We start from the raw sequence: 21,423 nt of genomic DNA on the forward strand, positions 1-21,423 counted from the left end.
CGGGGCGGACGGCGTCAGGGGTCGGCGGTGACGCCCTCGGGGGTGCGGGTGACCGGCGTGCCCTCGACGCCGTGCAGGTGGCAGGCCGCCAGCTGACCGGGGGCGCCGGCCGGCTGGAGGGCCGGGTCGACGTCGTCGCAGGGCTCGAACACGTACGGGCAACGGGTGCGGAACCGGCAGCCCGAGGGGACGTCGGACGGCGAGGGGACGTCGCCGCGCAGCACGATCCGCTCCCGCGCCCGCTCCTTCGCCGGGTGCGGCACGGGCACCGCCGAGAGCAGCGCCTGCGTGTAAGGCATCTGCGGGTCGCTGCCCACGGCCGCGGCCGGCCCGATCTCGACGATCCGCCCCAGGTACATGACGGCGATCCGGTCGGAGATGTGCCGCACGGCGGAGAGGTCGTGCGAGATGAACAGCAGCGTGAGCCCCAGCTGCCGCTGCAGCCGGCGCAGCAGGTTGAGCACCTGGGCCTGCACGCTGACATCGAGGGAGGCGATCGCCTCGTCGCACACCAGGAAGTCCGGTTCGCCGGCCAGCGCGCGGGCGATGCCGACGCGCTGGCGCTGACCACCCGAGAACTCGTGCGGGTACCGCCCGGCCACCGCCGGGTCCAGGCCGACGAGCTCCAGCAGCTCCCCCACGCGGGTGGCCCGCTCCCGCTTGCCCGAGCGGAGGCCGTGCACCTCCAGCGGCTCGCTGACGGTCTGGGCGACCGTGCGCCGCGGGTCGAGCGAGGCGAACGGGTCCTGGAACACCATCCCGGCCCGGCGGCGCATCTCCTTGAGCCCGCGGCGGTCCAGCGAGGTGACGTCGGTGCCGTCGAAGGTGACGCTCCCCCCGGTCGGCGGGACCAGCCGCAGCAGCGCGTTGCCCAGCGTGGACTTCCCGCAGCCGGACTCCCCCACCAGTCCGAGGGCCTCCCCCCGCAGGATGTCCAGGTCCACCCCGTCGACGGCGCGCAGGACGCGCGCGGCCTTGCCGCGCCCCTGACCGCGGATCGGGAAGTGCACCTCCAGCCCGCGGGCGGAGACCAGGACGTCGTCAGCCACGGGACACCTCCCCTTCGGCGCACCAGGTCGCCGCCCGGTGCGGCAGCCCCCCGCCGTCGCCCCCGTGCGCGCCGGAGGCGGTGGCGCCGCCCGGCCCGGCCGCGGCGGCGCGGGAGACGATCGCGAGCGGCGGCTGCTCGGTCTCGCAGCGCGGATCGGCCCGCACGGGGCAGCGCGGCCAGAAGACGCACCCGGGCGGCAGGTCGGTGGGCGGGGGCGGCAGCCCGGGAACGGCCGTCAGCTCGGGCACCTCGCCGTCGGGGCCGACCGGCGCGGCCAGGTCGGGCAGCGAGCCGAGCAGCCCACGGGTGTACGGGTGCGCCGGGCGCTCCAGGACGTCGTCGACCGTGCCGTCCTCGACGCACCGGCCGCCGTACATGACCAGCACACGGTCCGCGATGCCGGCGACGACACCGAGGTCGTGGGTGATCCAGATGACGCCGGTGCCGTGCTCGGCCTGGAGCTTCTCGACCAGGTCGATGATCTGCGCCTGCACCGTCACGTCCAGCGCCGTCGTCGCCTCGTCGGCGATGAGCAGCGAGGGGGAGTTGCTGAGCGCGATCGCGATGACCACCCGCTGGCGCATGCCGCCCGACAGCTCGTGCGGGTAGCGGTCCAGCGCCCGCTCCGGGTCGGGCAGGCCGACCTCGCGCAGCAGGTCCGCCGCCCGCTCGCGCGCCGCCTGCTTGGAGACGTCGCCGTGCGCCCGGATGCCCTCGACCAGCTGCCGGCCGATGGTGAGGACCGGGTTCAGCGAGGTCATCGGGTCCTGGAACACCATGCCGGCGCCCGGGCCGCGCACCTGGCGCAGCCGCTCGGGCGGCATGGTGAGCAGGTCCTCCCCCTGCAGCACGGCCCGGCCGGTCACCGTGGCCACCCGGGCGGGCAGCAGGCCCAGCAGCGCCAGCACCGAGACGCTCTTGCCGCTGCCCGACTCCCCGACGACGGCCACGGTCTCCCCCGCGCCCACGGTGTAGCTCAGCCCGTTGACGACGTCGGCCGGCCCGCGCGGGGTGCGCAGCCGCACCCGCAGGTCCTCGACCTCCAGCACCGGCGCGGTCACGCGTTCCCCCCGGTCTCGGCGGCGGCCGCCACCCCCGCGGAACGGGAGCCACCGGCCATCTGGGTGCGCTGGCGCGGGTCGAGCACGTCGCGGAGCCCGTCGCCGAGCAGGTTGAAGCAGAGCACGGTCAGGAAGATCGCCATCCCCGGGAAGAACGCCAGCCACCAGGCCAGCTCGATGAAGCCGCGCCCCTCGGCGAGCATCAGCCCCCACGACGGGTTCGGCGGTTGCGTGCCCAGGCCGAGGAACGACAGCGCCGCCTCGGCCAGCACCGCGAACGCCAGGCTGATCGAGGTCTGCACGATGATCGGCGGCGCGGCGTTGGGCAGGATGTGGCGGGTCAGGATCCGCCAGTCCGAGGCCCCGACCGACCGGGACGCCCGCACGTACACCTCCTCGCGCACGCCGAGCACGCTGGCGCGGGTGACCCGGGCGAAGATCGGCGTGTAGACGATGCCGATGGCCAGCGCGGTGTTGCCCGACCCGGGCCCCCGGACGGCGAGGACGGCGATCGCGAGCAGCACGGCCGGGAACGCGAACAGCATGTCCATGAACCGCATGAGGACGTCGTCGACCCACTTGCCGTAGTAGCCGGCGAGCAGGCCGATGGCGGTGCCGACGACGAGCGCGAAGCCCACCGCGAGGAACCCCACCCGCAGCGACACCGAGGCGCCCAGGATCACCCGGCTCAGGATGTCGCGGCCGAGGTCGTCGGTGCCGAACGGGTGCTCCCAGCTCGGCGGCTGGAGCCGGTCGGTCACCGAGATCTCGTTGGCACCCTCCGGGGCGAGGGTGTCGTCGAAGACGGCCACGACCACGATCAGCAGCAGCACCACCGAGGCGATCGCCGCGGTCGGGTTGCGCGCCAGCAGGCTCAGCGTCTCCCGCCAGCGCGGGCGGGCCGGGCGCAGCGTGGCGGCCGGGGGCGTGCCCGGGGCACCCGCAGGGGTGTCCGGGGAGTTGCCCGGCTCGGGGACGGGAGCGCCGGTCATGGCAGCAGGACTCGGCTGTGTGTCATGGCAGCAGGACTCGGCTGTGTGTCATCGGCGGATCCGGGGGTCGATGGCGGAGTAGAGCAGGTCGACGACGAGGTTGATCACCAGGAAGACCAGCGCGAACAGCAGGATCGCCCCCTGGAGCACCGGGTAGTCGCGCGCCTGGACCGCCTGCAGCGCGAGCTGCCCCAGCCCCGGCCACGAGAAGACGATCTCGACGACGACCACCCCCGAGAGCAGGTACGCCAGCTGCACGCCGGTCACCGTGACCAGCGGCAGCAGGGCGTTGCGCAGCACGTGCCAGGTGAACACCTGCCGGGTGCCCAGCCCCTTGGCCTGCGCCGTCCGCACGTGGTCGGCGCCGAGCGCCTCGAGCACGCTGGACCGGACGAACCGGGTGATCACCGAACCGGAGACGACCCCGGTGACCAGCGCCGGCATGAGCAGCCGCTGGAACCAGGCACCCGGGTCCTCGGTGAGCGGGACGTAGCCGCCCGAGGGCAGCCAGCCCAGCGTCCCGGCGAACACCAGGATGAGCACGATGCCCATCCAGAAGTCGGGCACCGAGATGCCGAACTGGCTGATCACGGTGGCCACCCGGTCGACCAGCGACCGCGGCCGCAGCGCCGAGACCGTGCCCAGCGGGACGGCGATGAGCAGGGCCACGAGGATCGAGGCGAACGCCAGCGTCAGCGTGGCCGGCAGCCGCTCGGCGATCAGGGAGGTCACCGTCTCGCCGCTGCGGAAGCTCACCCCCAGGTCGCCGGTGAGCGCCCGGCCGAACCAGCCGAAGAACTGCTCGACGAGCGGCTGGTCCAGCCCGGACCGCTCGCGCAGGGCGTCGTAGCTCTCCTGGGAGAACCGCGTGCCCAGCGCGAGCCGCACCGGATCGCCCGGTACCAGGTGCACCAGGCCGAACACGATGACGCTGACCCCGGCGAGGACGACCGCGGACTGGCCGATCCGCCGGAGGACGTAGCCGGTCAGGGCAGCTCCACGCCTTCGAAGTTGATCGCCTTGTCGGCGCGGATCTCGTAGCCGGAGAGCCCCGGCGCCCAGGCCTGCACGACGTCGGGGTTGTACAGGTACAGGTAGGACACGTCGTCCACGATCAGCTTGGCGGCCTGGTCGTAGAGCTCCTTGCGGGTGTCCTCGTCGGTCTCCGTGGACGCCTGGGTGAGCAGCTCGTCGACCTGCGGGTTGCTGTAGCCCTGGTAGTTGCTGGAGCCGTCGGTGATGTGCTGGGCGTGGTAGAAGTCGAACGGGTCGATGTTGCCCAGCCAGCCGAGCATGAAGGCGTCGAAGTCGCCCTGCGCCTGCCGGTCCAGCCAGGTCGCGAAGTCCACCGTCTGCACGTCCACGTTGATGCCGATGGGCTCCAGCTGGCTGGCGATGACCTGGGCGGCGGTGACGGTCTCGGGGAACTCGTCGGTGACCATCAGCCCCATGGTGATGGGGGTCTGGACGCCGGCCTGCTCGATCAGCGCCTGCGCCTCCTCGACGCTGGGCTCGAACGGCGCGTAGTCGTAGTAGTAGAAGCTGTCCTCGGGGATGGCGGTCTGGTTGGGCTGCGCCGCCCCGAAGCGGGCCGCCTCGGTGACCGCGCCCCGGTCGACCGCGGTGGCGATCGCCTGCCGCACGAGCGGGTTGCCGAACGGCTCCCGGGCGTAGTTCATGCTCATGTACCAGTAGTCGACGCTGGGCGTGGTGGCCAGCTCCACGGCGTCGTCGCCCTCGAGCGACTCGATCTGCTGCGGCGGGATGTTGTCGGTCCACTGCACCTCGCCGTTCTGCAGCGCGGTCAGCGCGGCGGCCGGCTCGGTGATGTAGCGGAACTCGACCCCGCCGATGCTCGGCGCGCCGCCCCAGTAGTCCTCGTACGCGACGAGCTCGGTGCTGCTGGCGTCCGAGCTCTCCAGCGTGAAGGGCCCGGTGCCGACCGCCTCGGTGGTCAGGTCGTACTCCTCCGCGGCGCCCTCGGGGAGGATCGCCATGCCCTTGAAGGCGCCGATCAGCGCCGGCAGGTTGGGCGTCGGCTGGCTGACGGTGATCTCGACGGTCTGCGGGTCGACGGCCTCCACGCTCTCGACGGTGGCGAACCGGTAGGCGTTGTTCAGCTCCTCGTCGATGATCCGGTTGTAGGAGTAGACGACGTCGGCCGCGTCGAACTCGCTGCCGTCGTGGAAGGTGACGCCCTCGCGCAGGTTGAACGTCCAGGTCAGGCCGTCCTCGCTGACCTCCCAGTCGGTGGCCAGACTCGGCTCCATCGTCAGGTCCTGGGCGTTCGGGACGACGAGGGTGTCGTAGACGTTCTCCAGCACCTGGAAGCTCGGGTAGGCGCTGGTCACGTGCGGGTCGAACTGGTCGGGCTGGGCGCTGACCGCGGCCACCAGCACGTCGCCGTCGCCCCCGCCGCCACCCCCGCCGGTGTCGACGCTCTCGCCACCGCCGCTGCAGGCGCTGAGGGCGAGCGCACCGACGGCGCCCAGGGAGATCATTCGGGTCGTCCGCACGGGAACCTCCGAGGTCGGGGCAGGTGGTCCACCCCGACCTTGCTCCCGTACCCGCAGGTTGGCGACTCGGGCCCCGGAGATCGTTGCCGGTTCGAGACCCGGCACTGGACGCGCGGCGATGGGTGATCCAGCTCACAATCGAAGACCCGACCGTCGTCCTGCCGAGGTGTCCCATGACCGATGTCCAGCCCTCGCACCGCGCCCGCATCCCCCGCGACCGGGAGCACGACTACACCGACGAGATGGCGCACAAGCGGCAGGCCTTCGTCGCCGAGCAGACCGGCGCGGGGCTCGACCACGTCAGCCGCTACTCCCTCGACCCCGCCGTCCTCCCGGGCAACATCGAGAACTTCACCGGCGTCGCCCAGGTCCCCCTCGGCCTGGCCGGGCCGCTCACGCTGCGCGGCGAGCACGCCCGGGGCGACTTCTTCGTGCCGATGGCCACGACCGAGGGCACGCTGGTGGCCAGCTACAACCGCGGGATGCGGGTGATCGCCGAGTGCGGCGGCGCGCGGACCACCGTCGTCGACGACCACATGCAGCGCGCCCCCGCGTTCATGTTCGACGACGCACTCGCGGCCCGGGAGTTCGGCCGCTGGGTGGAGGAGAACGTCGACGGCATCCGGGCGGCGGCCGAGGCCACGACCCGCTCGGGGAAGCTCACCTACATCGGCCAGCACCAGATCGGCCCGCTGCGGTACCTGCGCGTCAACTACACCACCGGGGACGCCGCCGGACAGAACATGACCGGCAAGGCGACCCTCGCCGCGTGCGAGTGGATCCGCGAGAACCACCCCGACCACCCGCGCTACGTCCTCTCCGGTGCGATCGACACCGACAAGAAGCACTCGCAGATCAACATGCTGATGACGCGCGGGAAGCGCGTTGTCGCCGAGGTGACGATCCCCGACGAGGTCCTGCGGCGGCTCACCGGTGTCGGCACCCGGCAGCTCTTCGAGTACCGGCAGGTCGGCATGGCCGGCGCCTTCATGTCCGGTGCGGCCTACAACGGAGCGCACGCCGCCAACGGGCTGACGGCGATGTTCATCGCCACCGGGCAGGACGCCGCCAACGTCGCCGAGTCGCACTCCGGCGTCACCTACACCCAGCTCCTGGAGAACGGCGACTACTACTGGTCGACGACGCTCACCTCGCTCATCGTGGCCACCTACGGCGGGGGGACCGGGCTGCCCACCCAGCGGGAGTGCCTCGAGGTGCTCGGCTGCTACGGCAGGGACAAGGTGCAGAAGTTCGCCGAGATCTGCGCGGGGGTGGTGCTGGCCGGTGACATCTCGCTGACCTCGGCGATCCTGGCCGGCGACTGGGTCACCAGCCACGACGCCCTCGGGCGCAACCGGTAGCCGCGGGCCGCCCCGGCCACGAGACTGCCCGGGTGGAGCTCACCTGCCGCCCCCTGACGCTGCACCTGCGCGACACGTTCACCATCGCCCGCTCGTCGGTGGACACCGAGGAGGTGCTCGTCGTCGAGGTGGACGACGGCGGCGTCCGCGGGCGCGGCGAGGGAGCGCCGGTGGCCTACTGGGGGGAGTCCGTGACCGGGATGGCCGACGCCGTCGCCGCGGACGGGCGGGCGCTGCTGGGCGGGGACCTGCGCGACCTCGAGGGCATCGCCCGGCGGCTGCGCGCCTGGGACGGGCCGCAGGGGGCGAAGATGGCGCTCGACGGCGCGGCGCACGACTGGGTGGGCCGCCGCTACGGCCAGCCGGTGTGGCGGCTGCTGGGCCTCGACGGGGTGCTGCCGCCGACCAGCTTCACCATCGGGATGGCGCCGGTCGAGGAGACGATCGCGCGCGTCCGCCGTGCACCCGGCTTCGAGGTCTACAAGGTGAAGGTCGGCGGCCCCGCGGACCTGGAGCGGCTGGAGGCGATCCGCTCGATCACCGGGGCCCGGCTGCGGATCGACGGCAACGAGGGATGGAGCTTCGAGCAGGCCCGGGAGCTGCTGCCCCGCCTGCGCGAGCTGGGGGTGGAGATGATCGAGCAGCCGTTCCCCGCGGCCGACCTGGACTCCTTCGCCCGGTACCGCGACCTGCCCGACCGGCTGCCGGTCTTCGTGGACGAGGGGTGCAGGGACCTCGCGTCGGTGCCCGCCGTCGCCGGGTACACGGACGGCATCGTGGTCAAGCTGGCCAAGTGCGGGGGCATCCGGGAGGCGCAGCGGATGCTGGCCGCGGCCGCCGCACTGGACCTGCAGGTCATGCTCGGCTGCATGATCGAGTCGCAGCTCGGCATCGCCCAGGCCGCCCAGCTCGGCCCGCTGGCCGACCTGGTCGACCTCGACGCCCACCTGCTGGTCGCGGACGAGCCCTTCACCGGGCTGGGGCTGGATGCGGGGCGGGTGGTGCTGCCCGACGCGGCGGGTCTGGGCGTCGAGCCGGCCGGGGCCGCGGCGTGAGCGGCGAGCGCCTCGCCGTGCTCACCGGCGGCCAGCTCGCCGAGTCCTACGCCAAGACCGCCCACGGGGTGCTGCGCTACGGGACGCGCGAGGTGGTGTGCGTGGTCGACGCGGCGCACACCGGGCAGCGCGCGGTCGACGTCGCCCCCTTCTGCGGCTCCCCCGCCCCCGTGGTCGCCGACGTCGCGGCCGCCCGGGAGCTCGGCGCGACGACGGTGCTGCTCGGCGTCGCGCCGCTGGGCGGCCGGCTGACGGACGCCTGGCGGGAGGAGCTGCTGACCGCCCTGCGGCTGGGCATGCACGTCGAGGCGGGGCTGCACACCGACCTCCGCGCCGACCCGGAGCTCGCGGCCGCGGCACGGGCTTCCGGCGTCGGGATCCGGGACCTGCGCGCGGTGCCGGACGACCTCGGCGTCCCGCTCCCCGGGCCGGTCGGGGCGCGGGTCGTGCACACGGTCGGGTCGGACTGCGCGATCGGGAAGATGAGCGTCGTCCTGGAGCTGGACCGGGCCGCGCGGGACCGGGGGCTGAGCTCGGTGTTCGTGGCCACCGGGCAGACCGGCGTCGCCATCGCGGGCTGGGGCATGGCCGTCGACCACGTGATCTCCGACTTCGTCGCCGGCGCCGCCGACCGCCTGGTGCGGGAGGGCGCCGCGCGCGGCGACCTGCTCTGGCTGGAGGGCCAGGGCTCGATCCACCACCCGGCCTACTCGGGCGTGACCCTCGGCCTGCTGCACGGGTCGTCGGCGGACGCGCTGGTGCTGTGCCACCGGGCCGGGCGCACCGCGATCGCCGACTACCCCGGCACGGCCCTGCCCCCGCTGCCGGAGATCGTCCGCGGTTACGAGCAGGCCGCGGGCTGGGTGCACCCGGCCCGGGTCGCCGCCGTCGCGCTGAACACCGCGGGGCTCGACGACGCCGCCGCGCAGCGGGCCGTGGACGACGCGGCGGCGGAGACCGGGCTGGTCACCGACGACGTCGTCCGCTCCGGGGCCGGGCGGGTGCTCGACGCCGTGCTCGCGGCGCTGGACCCGGGGTGAGGCGAGCTCAGCCGCCGACGGTGACGTCGTTCCACGGCAGCTGCGGCTCCAGCCACGGGAAGACGACGAAGAGCAGCAGGGCGCAGACGGCGAGCGCGAGCACGAGCGACTGCGCCGCCTTCAGGCCCCTGCCGCCGGGCAGGTGCCGCCAGATCCAGCCGTACATGCGGTCCTCCGAGGTCCGGGTCAGCCCTCGCGCAGCGCCGGCGGGCCGTCGGGCATCTCCGACTTGGGGATGCCCGCGCCGTCGAGCCGCGCGTGGACGATCAGCCGCTCCCGCGCGGAGAAGCGCGGGTGGCAGGTCGTGAGCGTGAGGTAGGAGCCGGTCGACCCGACCGAGGGGTCGGCGTTCGGCGTCGGCGCGATCACCGACACGTCGGACGGGAGCACGATCTGCTGGCCGGGGATGCCGCTGGGGTCGGCCTCGAGGTCGCCGGTCGCCGGGTCGCCGAGCACGCGGTAGACGAACCAGGTGTCGACCGTCTCCACGACGATGGGGTCACCGGGGCGCATCGCGTCCAGCTCGAGGAAGGGCGACCCCTTGCCGACGCGGTGGCCGGCCAGGGCGACGTTGCCGGGCTCCCCCGGCATCGCGGTGTCGGCGTAGTGACCGGGCCCCTGCGAGAGCTCCCGCTCGGTGGTGCCCTCGAGGATCACGCGGGCGTAGTCCTCGCCCAGGCGCGGGATGCGGAGGACGCCGAAGGCGTCACCGATCTCGACCTCGACCAGGCCGGCGTCGGCGGGGGCGTCCGCCCACTGCTCCTGCAGCTCGCTGCTGAGCTGGTCCTGGCGGCGCTCGGCGAGCAGGTCGGTGACGTAGACCTCGTAGACGACGAAGAGCAGCAGGACCAGGCCGGCGGTGACCATCAGTTCACCGAGCCCGCGAGCGGCCGCCTGCCAGCGGGGCTCGCGGCGCCGGGGCGGACCGGCCGGCTCCTCGACGTCGTCGTCCCATGAGTCGTCGTCCCAGGAGCCCGCGTACGTGCCGGTGTCGTGCGAGCCGGTGTCCGAGGAGAGGTCGTCCCAGGTCCCGTCGTCCGCGGCGAGCTCGTCCCAGTGCTCGTCCCACGGCCCGTCGTCCCACGGACGCTGGCCCCACTGCGGCTCGGCCGGGAACTCGTCGGCGATGGTGCTCGTGGGTCCGCCACCCGTGGCCGCCGACGTCCCCTGCCGCGACGCATCCGCGCGACCGGCTACCGGCGGCACCGGCGGGAGGCCCGCGACCGGCAGCACGTCCGGCTCGGCAACGCGGTCCCACCGCTGCGTCGGGCGGGTGTCGTCCTCGCGCCGACCCCGGTCCGGGTCCGGGTCCATACCGTGCCCCCTGGTCGTCGGCCTACGGCGAACGCCCTTGACACGCCGGGCAGATGGTATGTGACGGAACGAGTGCGCTGCGTGATGCGACGCGCCGGGATCGCCGACGCCACCATGGTTCGGCGGCAGTCGGGCTCTGCCCCGCCTGTGTGGGCAGAGCCCGACTCCCGCGGACCAGCTACCACCGGCCGTCCGCCCCGGGTGGGCCACCCGTCGCGCGGGGTCAGCGCACGTGCACGCCCGAGATCGTGCGGGCGATGACCAGCCGCTGGATCTCCGACGTCCCCTCGAAGATGGTGTAGATCTTCGCGTCCCGCGCCATCCGCTCGACGGGGTAGTCGCGGGTGTAGCCGTTCCCGCCGAGGATCTGCATCGCCTGCTCGGTCACCCGCACCGCCGTCTCCCCGGCGACCAGCTTGGACATCGAGCCCTCGGCGGCGGTGAACTGCCGGCCGTTGCGGGCCATCCACGCGGCGCGCCACACCAGGAGCCGGGCGGCGTCGATCCGCGTCCGCATGTCGGCGAGCTGAAAGGCGATCGCCTGGTTCTCGATGATCGGCCGTCCGAACTGCACCCGCTGCTTGGCGTAGTCCAGCGCGTAGTCGTAGGCGGCGCGCGCCACCCCGACCGCCTGCGCACCGACGGCCGGCCGGGTGCGCTCGAAGGTGGCCATCGATGGCTGGGTGCGGCCGCTCTTCACCCCCTCCCGGGCCCGGGCGAGCCGCTCCTCGAGCCTCTCGCGGCCGCCGAGCAGGCAGTCGCCGGGGATGCGGCAGCCGTCGAGCACCACCTCGGCGGTGTGCGAGGCGCGGATGCCGTGCTTGAGGAACTTCTGCCCCTGCGAGATGCCCTTCGTCCCCGGCGGGACGACGAAGCTCGCGTGCCCGCGGGCCCTGAGCTCCGGGTCGACGACGGCGGTGACCACGTGGACGTCGGCGATCCCGCCGTTGGTGGCCCAGGTCTTGGTGCCGGTCAGCACCCACTCGTCGGCCGCCTCGTCGTAGACGGCCCGGGTGCGCATCGCCCCGACGTCGGAGCCGGCGTCGGGCTCGCTGGAGCAGAAGGCCGCCACCTTGGGCTCGGCCTCGGTCCCGAACATCGCCGGGATCCACTGCCCGACCTGCTCGTCGGTGCCGTTGGCCCGCACCGAGGCGGCCGCCAGGGTGGTCCCGACGATGGCCAGCCCGATGCCGGCGTCACCCCAGAAGAGCTCCTCCATGGTGATCGGGATGCCGAGGCCGGACTCGTCGAACCACTGGGTGGCGAAGAAGTCCAGCGAGTAGAGCCCGATCTCGGCCGCCTCCTGCAGGACCTCCCACGGGAATGCCTCCCGCTCGTCGTACCCGGCCGCGGCGGGGCGCACGACGCCGGCGGCGAACTCGTGCACCCACTTCTGCAGCTCGACCTGGTCCTCGGTGAGGTCGAACGACACGGGCATGCGGGCTCCTCGGCTCAGTGCGGGCGGATGGTGGCCACGAGGTGCTCGGTTCCGCTCCTCGCGTTGCGGACCGCGGCGTCCCAGCCCTCGCCGGCCCGCGCCGTCGACAGGGTGACGGTCGAGGGCAGGAACAGTGGCTTGCGGAAGGCGACGTCGACGGTGAAAACCTCGGGCAGCCGGTTGTCCAGCGCCGCCAGCACCCGCGCCTTGACCCACATGCCGTGGGCGATCGCCCGCTTGAAGCCGAACGCCTTGGCGGTCAACCCCGAGAGGTGGATCGGGTTCACGTCGCCGGAGACCTTGGCGTAGCGGCGGCCGGCGTCCTCGGGCACCCGCCAGGTGGCCACCGCACGGTCGAGGTCGCCCACCGCCACCGTCACATCGGAATCCGGTGCGCCCTCGGGTGCCCTCGCGCCGCGCGCCAGGTACGTCGACCGCGATCGCCACACCTCGGCGCCGGCCGACCGCACCGACGCGCACAGGTGGACCGTCGCCCCGCCGCGGTGCCGGGCGAACCGCTCGGCCCAGACCTCGAGGTCCAGCGTCTCGGTCGTGGCGATCGGGCGCAGCACGTCGATGCGGTTGCGCACGTGCACCAGTCCCGGCAGGGCCAGCGGGAACACGCGGTCGCTCATCAGCGCGAGCTGCAGCGGGAAGGCGAGCACGTGCGGGTAGGTCGCCGGCAGCGCGTCGGCCAGGAGGAACCGGCAGACTCGGGCGTACCCGGCGAGGTCGGCCGGGTCGACCGTCACGCCGGTGCGCGCGAGCCGGGTGCCGGGCAGCTCCCCACCCCGACCGCGCGCGGTGAGGGCGGCCTTCGCGAAGAGCGCCGCCATGTTCGGCGGCTGCTCGAGGACGGTCCGCTCGGCGGAGGAATCGACCACCTCAGGCCCCCAGCATGGACTGGCCGCAGACCCGGACGGTCTGGCCGTTGACCCCGGCGCTGGCCGGCTGCGCCAGCCAGGCGATCGTCTCCGCGACGTCGGCCGGCAGCCCGCCCTGCTGCAGCGAGTTGATCCGCGACCCGATCTCCCGGGTGCCGAAGGGCATCCTCGCGGTCATCTCGGTGACGATGAAGCCCGGTGCAACCGCGTTGATGGTGGCGCCGCGCGCCGCGAACTCCGGCGCCCAGGCCCGCACCATGCCGATGACGCCGGCCTTGCTGGCGGCGTAGTTGGTCTGGCCGCGGTTGCCCGCGATGCCCGACTGCGAGGAGACGCAGACGACGCGCGCGCCGTCCCGGAGCAGCCCGTCGGCGTCCAGCAGCCCCTGGGTGATGTCCAGCTGCGCCTGCAGGTTGACCGCCATGACGGTGTTCCACCGCGTGGCGTCCATGTTCACCAGCAGCTTGTCGCGGGTGATGCCGGCGTTGTGCACGACGACGTCGACACCGCCGTGCCGCTCCCGCAGGTGCTCGACCAGCCGCTGCGGAGCGTCGGCCGCGGTGATGTCCAGCTGCAGCGCCGTCCCGCTGATCCGGTTGGCCACCTCGGCCAGCTTGTCGCCGGCGGCGGGCACGTCGACCGCCACCACGTGGGCGCCGTCTCGGGCGAGCACCTCGGCGATGGCGGCGCCGATGCCGCGCGCGGCACCCGTGACGACGGCGACCTTGCCGGCCAGCGGGGCCTCCTCTTCCGGGTTCAGGGGGACGTCCGCCGCCGAGAGGGTGAGCAGCTGCCCGTCGACGTACGCGGAGCGGCCGGAGAGGAAGAAGCGCAGCGGCGCGGCGAGCGAGGCCTCGGCGCCCTCGGGCACGAAGAGGGCGTTCGCCGTCGACCCGTTCAGGAGCTCCTTGCCGATGGAGCGGACCAGGCCGTCCACCGCCTGGCGCGCCGCGGCCTGCGCCGGGGTGGCGGCGCCCGCCGGCGGGTCGGCGAGGACCAGCACCCGGCCCGAGGCGCGCAGCCGCTTGATCGCCGGCGCGAGGAAGTCGTGCGCGCTCGCCAGGTCGCCGGGGCCGGTGAGCCCGCTCGCGTCGAGCACCACCGCGCCCAGCTTCTCGCCGTCGGTCGCGCCGTCGGCGGTCACCGGCGACTGCACGGTCACCCCGGCGTCCCGCAGGACGGCGGTGGCGGTGTCGCGGAGCCGTCCCGCGCCGGCCGAGCCGACCACCACCGGGCCGGGGAGCAGTGGCTCCCCGGGCTCGTACCGGCGCAGCTCCACGGGTCGTGGGAGGCCCAACTGCTTGGTGATCGTCGTGCCGATGCCGGAGTTGGCGAAGTTCGTGTACCAGTCAGCCACTGGGGGGTCTTCCTTCCGATACGGGCGCTATGCGCACATGACGCCGGACAGGGGTCCGGGCGTCGCCTCCCGAGGGGGGCGTTGCGTGCACAGGACGCCGGGAGGGGATCAGGACTCGAGGACCGCGACGACGCCCTGGCCGCCGGCAGCGCAGATGGAGATCAGCCCGCGCTTGCCCGGCCCGGCCTCGTGCAGCATCTTCGCCAGGCTCGCCACGATGCGCCCGCCGGTCGCGGCGAAGGGGTGCCCGGCCGCCAGCGACGAGCCGTTGACGTTCAGCTTGGCCCGGTCGATGGAGCCCAGCGGCGCGTCCAGGCCCAGCTTCTCCTTGCAGAACGCCGCGTCCTCCCATGCCTTCATCGTCGCGAGCACGGTGGACGCGAACGCCTCGTGGATCTCGTAGAAGTCGAAGTCCTGCAGGGTGAGGCCATTGCGGGCCAGCATCACCGGCACCGCGTAGACCGGCGCCATGAGCAGCCCCTCGCCGCCGTGCACGTAGTCGACGGCGGCGGTCTGCGCGTCCACCAGGTGCGCGAGCACCGGCAGCCCCTTCGCCTCGGCCCACTCGTCGGAGGCCAGCAGCACGGCCGACGCTCCGTCGGTGAGCGGCGTGGAGTTGCCCGCCGTCATCGTGGCCCCCTCCCCCGTGCCGAACACCGGCTTGAGCCTCGCGAGCTTCTCCACGCTGGAGTCGGGGCGCAGGTTGTTGTCGCGGGCGAGCCCGAGGAAGGGCGTCACCAGGTCGTCGAAGAAGCCGCGGTCGTAGGCCGCGGCCATGCGCTGGTGCGACCGCGCGGCGAGCTCGTCCTGCTCCTCCCGGCCGATCTCCCACTCGGCCGCGGTGATCGCGGCGTGGTCGCCCATCGCCAGGCCGGTGCGCGGCTCGGCGTTGCGGGGAATCTCGGGCACCAGCTGGCCGGGGCGGATGCGCGCCAGCGCCTTGAGGCGGTCACCCACGGTCCTGGCGTTGTTCAGCGAGATCAGGGTGCGGCGCAGGTCGTCGCCGACCGCGAGCGGGGCGTCGGAGGTCGTGTCGACCCCGCCGGCGATGCCGGACTCGATCTGACCCAGCGCGATCTTGTTGGCGACGAGGACGGCGGCCTCGAGCCCCGTGCCGCAGGCCTGCTGCACGTCGTAGGCCGGTGTGGTCGGCGCGAGCTTCGAGCCCAGCACCGCCTCCCGGGTGAGGTTGAAGTCGCGTGCGTGCTTGAGGACGGCGCCGGCGACGACCTCCCCCACCGACTCGCCCTGCAGCCCGAACCGCGCAACCAGCCCGTCGAGCGTGGCGGTGAGCATGTCCTGGTTCGACGCCTGGGCGTAGGCGGAGTTCGACCGGGCGAACGGGATCCGGTTGCCGCCGACGATCGCCGCGCGGCGCATCGCGGACTTCGCGCTCTCAGCCATGGGGACCTCCGGAGTGGGGTGGTGGGTGGCCGGTACCGACAGTACCCGGTACCGTCGGTGCCGTGAAACTCGAGGCGAGGGACCCGTCGCCGCGGACGGCTGCCGGGACGGACCGCCGGCGGCAGACCGGCGGGGACGCCCAGGGGCGCGCCGAGCACCGGTCGGGGTCGGCCGCCGCCCGCGCGGCCGCTCCCCGCGACCGGCGCGATTCCCGGTGGGACGAACACCGCCGCGCCCGCCGGGCGGCGCTGGTCGACGCGGCGGTGATCGCGGTCGGCCGGCACGGCGCCGGCGTGGGCATGGACGAGATCGCCGCGGTGGCCGGCACCAGCAAGACCGTCGTCTACCGGCACTTCGCCGACCGCAGCGACCTGCACGTCGCCGTCTGCACCCGGGTCGCCGAGCAGCTGGTCCCGACGCTGCGCGCCGCGATGGACAGCTCCGACCAGCCGCGCGACATGCTCGGCGCCGCCGTCGAGGCCTACCTGGCGTTCCTGGAGGCCGACCCCGAGCTCTACCGCTTCGTGGTCCACACCCCACCGGGCCCGTCCGACGCCGACGACCCGATCACCGGCCTCTCCGACCTCGTCGGCGAGCAGGCGGCCGCCGTCCTCGCCGCCGCGCTCGACCGGGCCGGCCGCGACCCGGTCGCCGCCGCGCCCTGGGGCCACGCCGTCGTCGGCCTGGTCCGGGCCGCCGCCGACTGGTGGCTGCGCGCTGGGCGCCCCATGCCGCGGCGCGAGCTCGCCGCCCACCTCACCGACCTCGCCTGGGCCGGACTCTCCGGCGTCGTGACCCCCGCATCCCGCAAGGAGGACCTGTGACGAGCACCCTGCCCCCCACGGTCGACCCGGCCCGCCTCCAGGAGGCGCTCGACGGCCGCTGGGCGCACGTGCGCCGTGACGCCCGCGAGAACCTGCACGACCCGGAGATGCTGCCGGTCTACGGCGAGTCGATGACCGAGGCCCGGGAGCGGGTGACCCGCATGGCAGCGAAGCTGGCCGAGTCCGGCCGGGTCACGCTCGGATTCCCCAAGGAGTTCGGCGGCGAGGCCGACGCCGGCGGCTCGGTCACCTCGATCGAGATGCTCGCCTTCGTCGACCTCTCCCTCATGGTCAAGGCCGGCGTCCAGTGGGGCCTGTTCGGCGGCGCCGTGCAGCTGCTCGGCACGCGCCGGCACCACGAGGCCTACCTGCCCGGCATCATGAGCTACGACATCCCCGGTTGCTTCGCCATGACCGAGACCGGGCACGGATCCGACGTCCAGCAGCTGCGCACCACCTGCACCTACAACCCGGCGACGCAGACGTTCGACCTGCACACCCCGCACGAGGCCGCGCGCAAGGACTACATCGGCAACGCCGCGAAGGACGGCCGGATGGCGGTGGTCTTCGCCCAGCTGATCACCCGGGGGGTGAACCACGGCGTGCACGCGTGGCTGGTGCCGATCCGCGACGAGCACGGCAACCCGGTGCCGGGCGTCACCATCGGCGACGACGGCCCCAAGGCGGGCCTCCTCGGCGTCGACAACGGCCGGCTCACCTTCGACCACGTCACCGTCCCGCGGGACATGCTCCTCGACCGCTACGGCCAGGTCGCCGAGGACGGCACCTACACCTCGAGCATCGAGAACGAGACCCGGCGCTTCTTCACCATGCTGGGCACGCTCGTGCGCGGCCGGGTGAGCGTCGGCGGCTCGGCGGCATCGGCCACCAAGCTGGCGCTCGACATCGCCGTCCGGTACGGCAACACGCGCCGCCAGTTCGCCGCCCCCGGCGAGGAGCGCGAGATCGTCATCAACGACTACCTGGTGCACCAGCGCAAGCTCCTGCCGGCGCTGGCGAAGACCTACGCGCTGCACTTCGCCCAGGCCGAGCTGGTCAGCACGATGCACGACGTCCAGACGGCGGTGCACGAGCACGGCCAGGTGGCCGACGAGAAGGCACAGCGTGAGCTGGAGTCCCGCGCCGCCGGGCTCAAGGTGGCCCAGACGTGGCACGCCACCCGCACCATCCAGATGTGCCGCGAGGCCTGCGGTGGGGCCGGTTACCTGCAGGAGAACCGGCTGCCGCACCTCAAGGCCGACACCGACGTCTTCACCACCTTCGAGGGCGACAACACCGTCCTGCTGCAGCTGGTGGCCAAGGGGCTGCTCACCGGCTACCGCGACGCCTTCGGCTCCCTCGACGGCTGGGGCCGGGTCGGCTTCGTGGCCGACATGGTCCGGGAGACGGTGCTGGAGCGGACGGCAGCCCGCGTGCTCATCCAGCGGCTGGTCGACGCCGTCCCCGGCCGCGACGACGAGGTGCCGATGCTCGACCGCGGCTGGCAGCTGAAGATGTTCGAGTTCCGCGAGAAGCACGCGCTCGAGGGCGCGATCCGGCGGCTGCGCAAGAACTCGACCACCGACGGCATGGCCCCGTTCGACATGTTCAACGACGTCCAGGACCACGTGCTCATGACGGCGCGGACGCACATCGACCGCATCGTGCTCGAGGCGTTCGTGGACGCCGTCGACCGCACCGCCGACCCCGCGGCCAAGGCGCTCCTCGACACGCTGTGCGACCTGTACGCGCTGAGCACCATCGAGGAGGACAAGGGCTGGTTCCTCGAGCACGGGCAGCTCACCCCGTCGCGGGCCAAGACGCTGACGGCCACGGTGAACGCCCTGCTCAAGGAGCTGCGGCCGCACATCACCACGCTGGTCGACGGCTTCGCCATCCCGGCCGGGTGGAAGGCGGCGGCGATCCTGGAGGAGGAGCCGGGCCGGCAGGAGGCGATGGCCGCCCGTGACGCCGAGCTGCGGGCGCAGAGCGGCGGCAGCGGGCGGCCGGGCGATCCGGGTGCCACCGCGACCGCCGTCGAGGTACCGCCCGGCCAGTAGTCGATGAACCCCTCTGCCCCCGCCGTTTCGCACGCTCTCGACGGGACCCTGCGGAGGAGCCGTTCCAGGAGTCACCGCTCGGGCCGGGGCCGGCAGGGCGGCCGTTCCGGGCACGTCACGACCCCGGCAGGGGTGGTGCCGGCCAGTCGGGCTCTGCCCACTCGGGCGGGGCAGAGCCCGACTGCCCGGGACCAGGTACCCGAACCGCCCGGGCGGCCCTCCCCCGACCCCTGGCCGGCGCCGACGGCCGACCCTCGGACGGGGGGCGACGTCAGGCCTCGGACCGCCCGGCGTCAGGCCTCGGGCGCCAGCCGGACGGCGAGGACGGCGACGTCGTCCTCCGCGTCGGGCAGGATCATCCGCTCCAGCACCCGGTCGCACAGCTCGTCGAGGGGCACCCCGCCGCACTCGCCGAGCACCTCCAGCAGCTCCTCGGTGCCCGCGTCGATGTCGCGGTCGCGGCGCTCGACCAGCCCGTCGGTGTACAGCAGCACGGTCGACCCCGGGGCCAGGACGGCGACGTGGTCCTCCCGCTCCGTCTCCGGCGCCACGCCCAGCAGCAGGTCGGCCTGCTTGCCGTCGAGGAGGACGACGCTGCCGTCCGAGGCGAGCAGCACCGGCGGCGGGTGCCCCGCGTTGGCCCAGCGCAGCCGCATCCGCCCGGCCTCGTCGTCCGGCTCGGGCTCGAGCTGGGCGACCAGCGCCGTCGCCATCGTGTTCAGGGCCAACCCCTGCACGGCCCGGTCGAGCTCGGTGAGCACCTCGGCCGGGGAGCCGCCGCTGGAGTAGCTGATCCCGCGCAGCAAGCCGCGGACCTGGCCCATCGCCGCGGCCGCCCGGGTGTCGTGGCCGACGACGTCGCCGATCGCGAGCACCGTCGTGCCGCCGCGCTGCTGGAAGGCGTCGTACCAGTCGCCGCCGATCTCGGCGCCCTCGGCGGCCGGCACGTACCGGACGACGATCTCGCTGTGCTCCGGCTGCGGCGGCTCGGTGAGCATGCTGCGCTGCAGCGCGTCGGCCAGGTCGCGCTGCTGCTCGTACAGCCGCGCCTGGTGCAGCGCCAGCCCCGCTCGCCGGCCGATCTCCACGGCGGTGTCCACCTCGGCCTCGCCGAGCGGGCCGCGCTGCTCACCGGTGAACAACCCCAGGGCGCCGAGCGCCTGCCCGCGCGCCACGAGCGGCACCACGACGGCCGAGGCGGCCCCCAGCCGCGCGAAGAGCTCCCGCGTCCCGGGATCGGGCAGCGCGCGGGTCACGTCCCCGTAGTCGATCGTGGGCAGCACCACGGGCTGGCCGGTTGCCGTGACCCGCCGGGCGGCGGACTCCTGGGTCATGTCGGCCACCATCGCCCGGACGTAGGCCTTGACCTCCTCCCGACGGGCGGGGTCGCGGTGGCCGCTGGCGACCCCGTGCAGGCGCCCGGCCTCGTCGGTCACCACGATCCAGCACCAGTCGGCCAGCTCGGGGACGACCAGGGAGGCCAACCGGCCGATCTGGTGGTCGATGTCGAGGGCGCCGGAGAGCACCCGACCGGCGTCCGCGAGCAGCCGAAGGCGCTGGTTGGCCTGCGCCATCGCCGCGACCGCCGCACCGCGCTCCGCCTCGGACTGCAGGCGGGAGACGCTCAGGGCGATCTGGGCGGCGAGCGCCTCCAGCACCTCGACGTCGTCACCGGTGAAGTCGTGCACGGTGGTCCAGACGACGAGGAAGGAGCCGAGCAGCCGCCCCTCGACACGCAGCGGGATGGTGGCCAGCGCCTGCAGCCCGAGCATCTCGACGACGGGTTCGAGGGCCGGGAAGCGGGCCACCGCGTCGGTCGGGTCGCCCAGCAGGATCCGGCGCCCGTGCCGGGCCGCGTGCTGGGCCGGCAGCGCGTCGTCCATGGGAAGGACGACGCCCTGGCGCAGCTCGGCGCCGGGCGGCGCGTTCTCCTCCACCGTGGCCACGAGGTTCCCGGTCATGCGCAGCCGCAGCGGACCGCCCGCGTGGTCGAAGACGGCCAACGCGCTGGAGTCGGCGCCCAGCACCTGGGCCCCGCGCAGCGCGATGTCGGCGAGCTGGTCGAGCCGCGCCGCGTTGGCCAGCTCGGCCGCCACCTCGGCGATGGCGGCGGCCCGCTGTACCGCGGTGAGCCGCCGCTGCGCCTGCCCCCGCGCCTCGGTGATGTCCACGGCCGTGCCGAGCACCCGGGCCGGCGCGCCGGTCGCGTCCGCGACGACCCGGCCACGGCCCAGGACCCAGCGCGTGGCGCCGTCCTCGCGCACCGCCCGGAACTCCACGGTGTAGTCGCCGCGCCCCTCGATCGCGACCTGCATCGCCTCGGCGATGGCCGCGTGGTCATCAGGGTGCACGTGCGTGACCAGGACGTCGTCCAGCGAGTTGAGGTCCACCGCCGAGTCCAGGCCGAACAACGCCGCGCACCGGTCGTCCCAGTGGATGGTGCCGGTGCGCAGGTCGCGCTCCCAGATGCCGACGGAGCTCGCCTCGAGCGCCACCTCCAGCCAGGCCCGCGAGGTCCCGACCGCCGACTGCGCGGCCGAGAGCTCCAGCTCGGCGACGACGGAGGCGGCCAGCTGCTCCAGGAGCTCCGCGGCATCCTCGGACCAGGCCCGCGGAGCGGCGTCGTAGACGGCCAGCGCCCCCACCACCTGGCCCGAGGCGGCCACGAGGGGGGCGCCCAGGTAGGCACCGACCTGGCCGGAGACGACGGCGGGCAGGTGCGCGACCCGCTCGTCCTCGGCGGCCGCCGCGATCTTCAGCGGCCGGCCCTGGCGGACCGTGATGGCCGAGAGCGCACCGGTGAGCAGCGCCGGCCCACCCACCACACCGGCGGGCAGCCCGTGCCCGCCCACGACGACGTCGTGGTCGGTGAAGAGCGTGACCTTGGCGTGCCCGACGTCCAGGAGCCGGGCGGCCAGCGCCGACAACCGGTCGAAGGCGGCCGGCCCCGACACCTCCAGCAGCAGCCGGCGGGCCGCGGCGATCCGCAGCGGATCGGTGAGGGGGTCCTCCCCGGTGTGCCCGCCGGGAACGGCGGAGCCCGTCGTGGCCACGCACCCTCCGCCC

17 protein-coding genes are annotated in these 21,423 nt (G+C 74.0%); 5 read left to right on the top strand and 12 right to left on the bottom strand.

The annotated features are described in order from the left end of the window. Positions 1 to 14: 14 nt before the first annotated feature. Genes ACI79W_RS12465 through ACI79W_RS12485 form a run of 5 tightly spaced genes read right to left on the bottom strand, consistent with a single transcriptional unit; the run spans position 15 to position 5,620 of the window. Positions 15 to 1,049, bottom strand: a complete 1,035-nt coding sequence (locus ACI79W_RS12465; RefSeq protein ID WP_456562398.1) for an ABC transporter ATP-binding protein — start codon at positions 1,047 to 1,049, stop codon at positions 15 to 17. Next, entirely contained in the window at positions 1,042 to 2,112 is a 1,071-nt protein-coding gene (locus ACI79W_RS12470) for an ABC transporter ATP-binding protein (RefSeq protein ID WP_456562399.1), read from the bottom strand. Before ACI79W_RS12470 ends, ACI79W_RS12465 begins: the two co-directional genes overlap by 8 nt. Beyond that, a complete protein-coding gene (locus ACI79W_RS12475) occupies positions 2,109 to 3,104 on the bottom strand; it encodes an ABC transporter permease (protein WP_456562400.1) in 996 nt (331 codons plus the stop codon). The genes ACI79W_RS12470 and ACI79W_RS12475 overlap by 4 nt, the downstream gene beginning before the upstream one ends. 48 nt (positions 3,105 to 3,152) lie before the next feature. Beyond that, positions 3,153 to 4,094 carry an ABC transporter permease gene (locus tag ACI79W_RS12480; RefSeq protein WP_456562497.1) on the bottom strand — a complete coding sequence of 314 codons (942 nt, stop codon included), beginning with the start codon at positions 4,092 to 4,094 and terminating at the stop codon, positions 3,153 to 3,155. Next, positions 4,091 to 5,620, bottom strand: coding sequence for an ABC transporter substrate-binding protein (locus ACI79W_RS12485; protein ID WP_456562401.1), 1,530 nt, complete (start codon positions 5,618 to 5,620; stop codon positions 4,091 to 4,093). Before ACI79W_RS12485 ends, ACI79W_RS12480 begins: the two co-directional genes overlap by 4 nt. 173 nt (positions 5,621 to 5,793) lie before the next feature. On the opposite strand from ACI79W_RS12485, the gene ACI79W_RS12490 reads away from it, so the two are divergent. The 3 genes from ACI79W_RS12490 to ACI79W_RS12500 are packed head-to-tail and all read left to right on the top strand — an operon-like array spanning position 5,794 to position 9,076. Then, positions 5,794 to 6,981 (top strand): hydroxymethylglutaryl-CoA reductase, encoded by a 1,188-nt coding sequence (locus ACI79W_RS12490; RefSeq protein ID WP_456562402.1) that lies wholly within the window; start codon positions 5,794 to 5,796, stop codon positions 6,979 to 6,981. A gap of 32 nt (positions 6,982 to 7,013) precedes the next feature. After that, a complete protein-coding gene (locus tag ACI79W_RS12495) occupies positions 7,014 to 8,036 on the top strand; it encodes a dipeptide epimerase (RefSeq protein WP_456562403.1) in 1,023 nt (340 codons plus the stop codon). Continuing rightward, positions 8,033 to 9,076, top strand: coding sequence for a DUF1611 domain-containing protein (locus ACI79W_RS12500; protein WP_456562404.1), 1,044 nt, complete (start codon positions 8,033 to 8,035; stop codon positions 9,074 to 9,076). Before ACI79W_RS12495 ends, ACI79W_RS12500 begins: the two co-directional genes overlap by 4 nt. A 7-nt stretch (positions 9,077 to 9,083) precedes the next feature. Here the strand turns inward: ACI79W_RS12500 and ACI79W_RS12505 are convergent, their stop codons facing one another. The 6 genes from ACI79W_RS12505 to ACI79W_RS12530 form a co-directional block, all read right to left on the bottom strand. Further along, positions 9,084 to 9,242: a hypothetical protein gene (locus ACI79W_RS12505; protein WP_456562405.1), complete on the bottom strand. Its 159-nt coding sequence runs from the start codon at positions 9,240 to 9,242 to the stop codon at positions 9,084 to 9,086. 20 nt (positions 9,243 to 9,262) lie between these two features. Further along, positions 9,263 to 10,390, bottom strand: a complete 1,128-nt coding sequence (locus ACI79W_RS12510) for a class E sortase (RefSeq protein ID WP_456562406.1) — start codon at positions 10,388 to 10,390, stop codon at positions 9,263 to 9,265. Between the two features lie 223 nt (positions 10,391 to 10,613). After that, positions 10,614 to 11,828, bottom strand: coding sequence for an acyl-CoA dehydrogenase family protein (locus ACI79W_RS12515; RefSeq protein ID WP_456562407.1), 1,215 nt, complete (start codon positions 11,826 to 11,828; stop codon positions 10,614 to 10,616). A gap of 14 nt (positions 11,829 to 11,842) precedes the next feature. After that, positions 11,843 to 12,712: a MaoC family dehydratase gene (locus ACI79W_RS12520; RefSeq protein ID WP_456562408.1), complete on the bottom strand. Its 870-nt coding sequence runs from the start codon at positions 12,710 to 12,712 to the stop codon at positions 11,843 to 11,845. A 1-nt stretch (position 12,713) separates the two neighbouring features. After that, positions 12,714 to 14,069, bottom strand: a complete 1,356-nt coding sequence (locus ACI79W_RS12525; RefSeq protein ID WP_456562409.1) for a 3-oxoacyl-ACP reductase — start codon at positions 14,067 to 14,069, stop codon at positions 12,714 to 12,716. 108 nt (positions 14,070 to 14,177) lie between these two features. After that, complete coding sequence (locus ACI79W_RS12530) at positions 14,178 to 15,473, bottom strand: acetyl-CoA C-acetyltransferase (protein WP_456562410.1); 1,296 nt, start codon at positions 15,471 to 15,473, stop codon at positions 14,178 to 14,180. Positions 15,474 to 15,535: 62 nt separating this feature from the next. On the opposite strand from ACI79W_RS12530, the gene ACI79W_RS12535 reads away from it, so the two are divergent. Beyond that, complete coding sequence (locus tag ACI79W_RS12535; protein ID WP_456562411.1) at positions 15,536 to 16,297, top strand: TetR family transcriptional regulator; 762 nt, start codon at positions 15,536 to 15,538, stop codon at positions 16,295 to 16,297. Continuing rightward, complete coding sequence (locus ACI79W_RS12540; RefSeq protein ID WP_456562412.1) at positions 16,294 to 18,357, top strand: acyl-CoA dehydrogenase family protein; 2,064 nt, start codon at positions 16,294 to 16,296, stop codon at positions 18,355 to 18,357. Before ACI79W_RS12535 ends, ACI79W_RS12540 begins: the two co-directional genes overlap by 4 nt. Before the next feature lie 293 nt (positions 18,358 to 18,650). Here the strand turns inward: ACI79W_RS12540 and ACI79W_RS12545 are convergent, their stop codons facing one another. After that, entirely contained in the window at positions 18,651 to 21,410 is a 2,760-nt protein-coding gene (locus ACI79W_RS12545; protein WP_456562413.1) for a SpoIIE family protein phosphatase, read from the bottom strand. Between the last annotated feature and the right edge of the window lie 13 nt (positions 21,411 to 21,423).

The organism is Blastococcus sp. SYSU DS0533 (genome assembly GCF_054050775.1).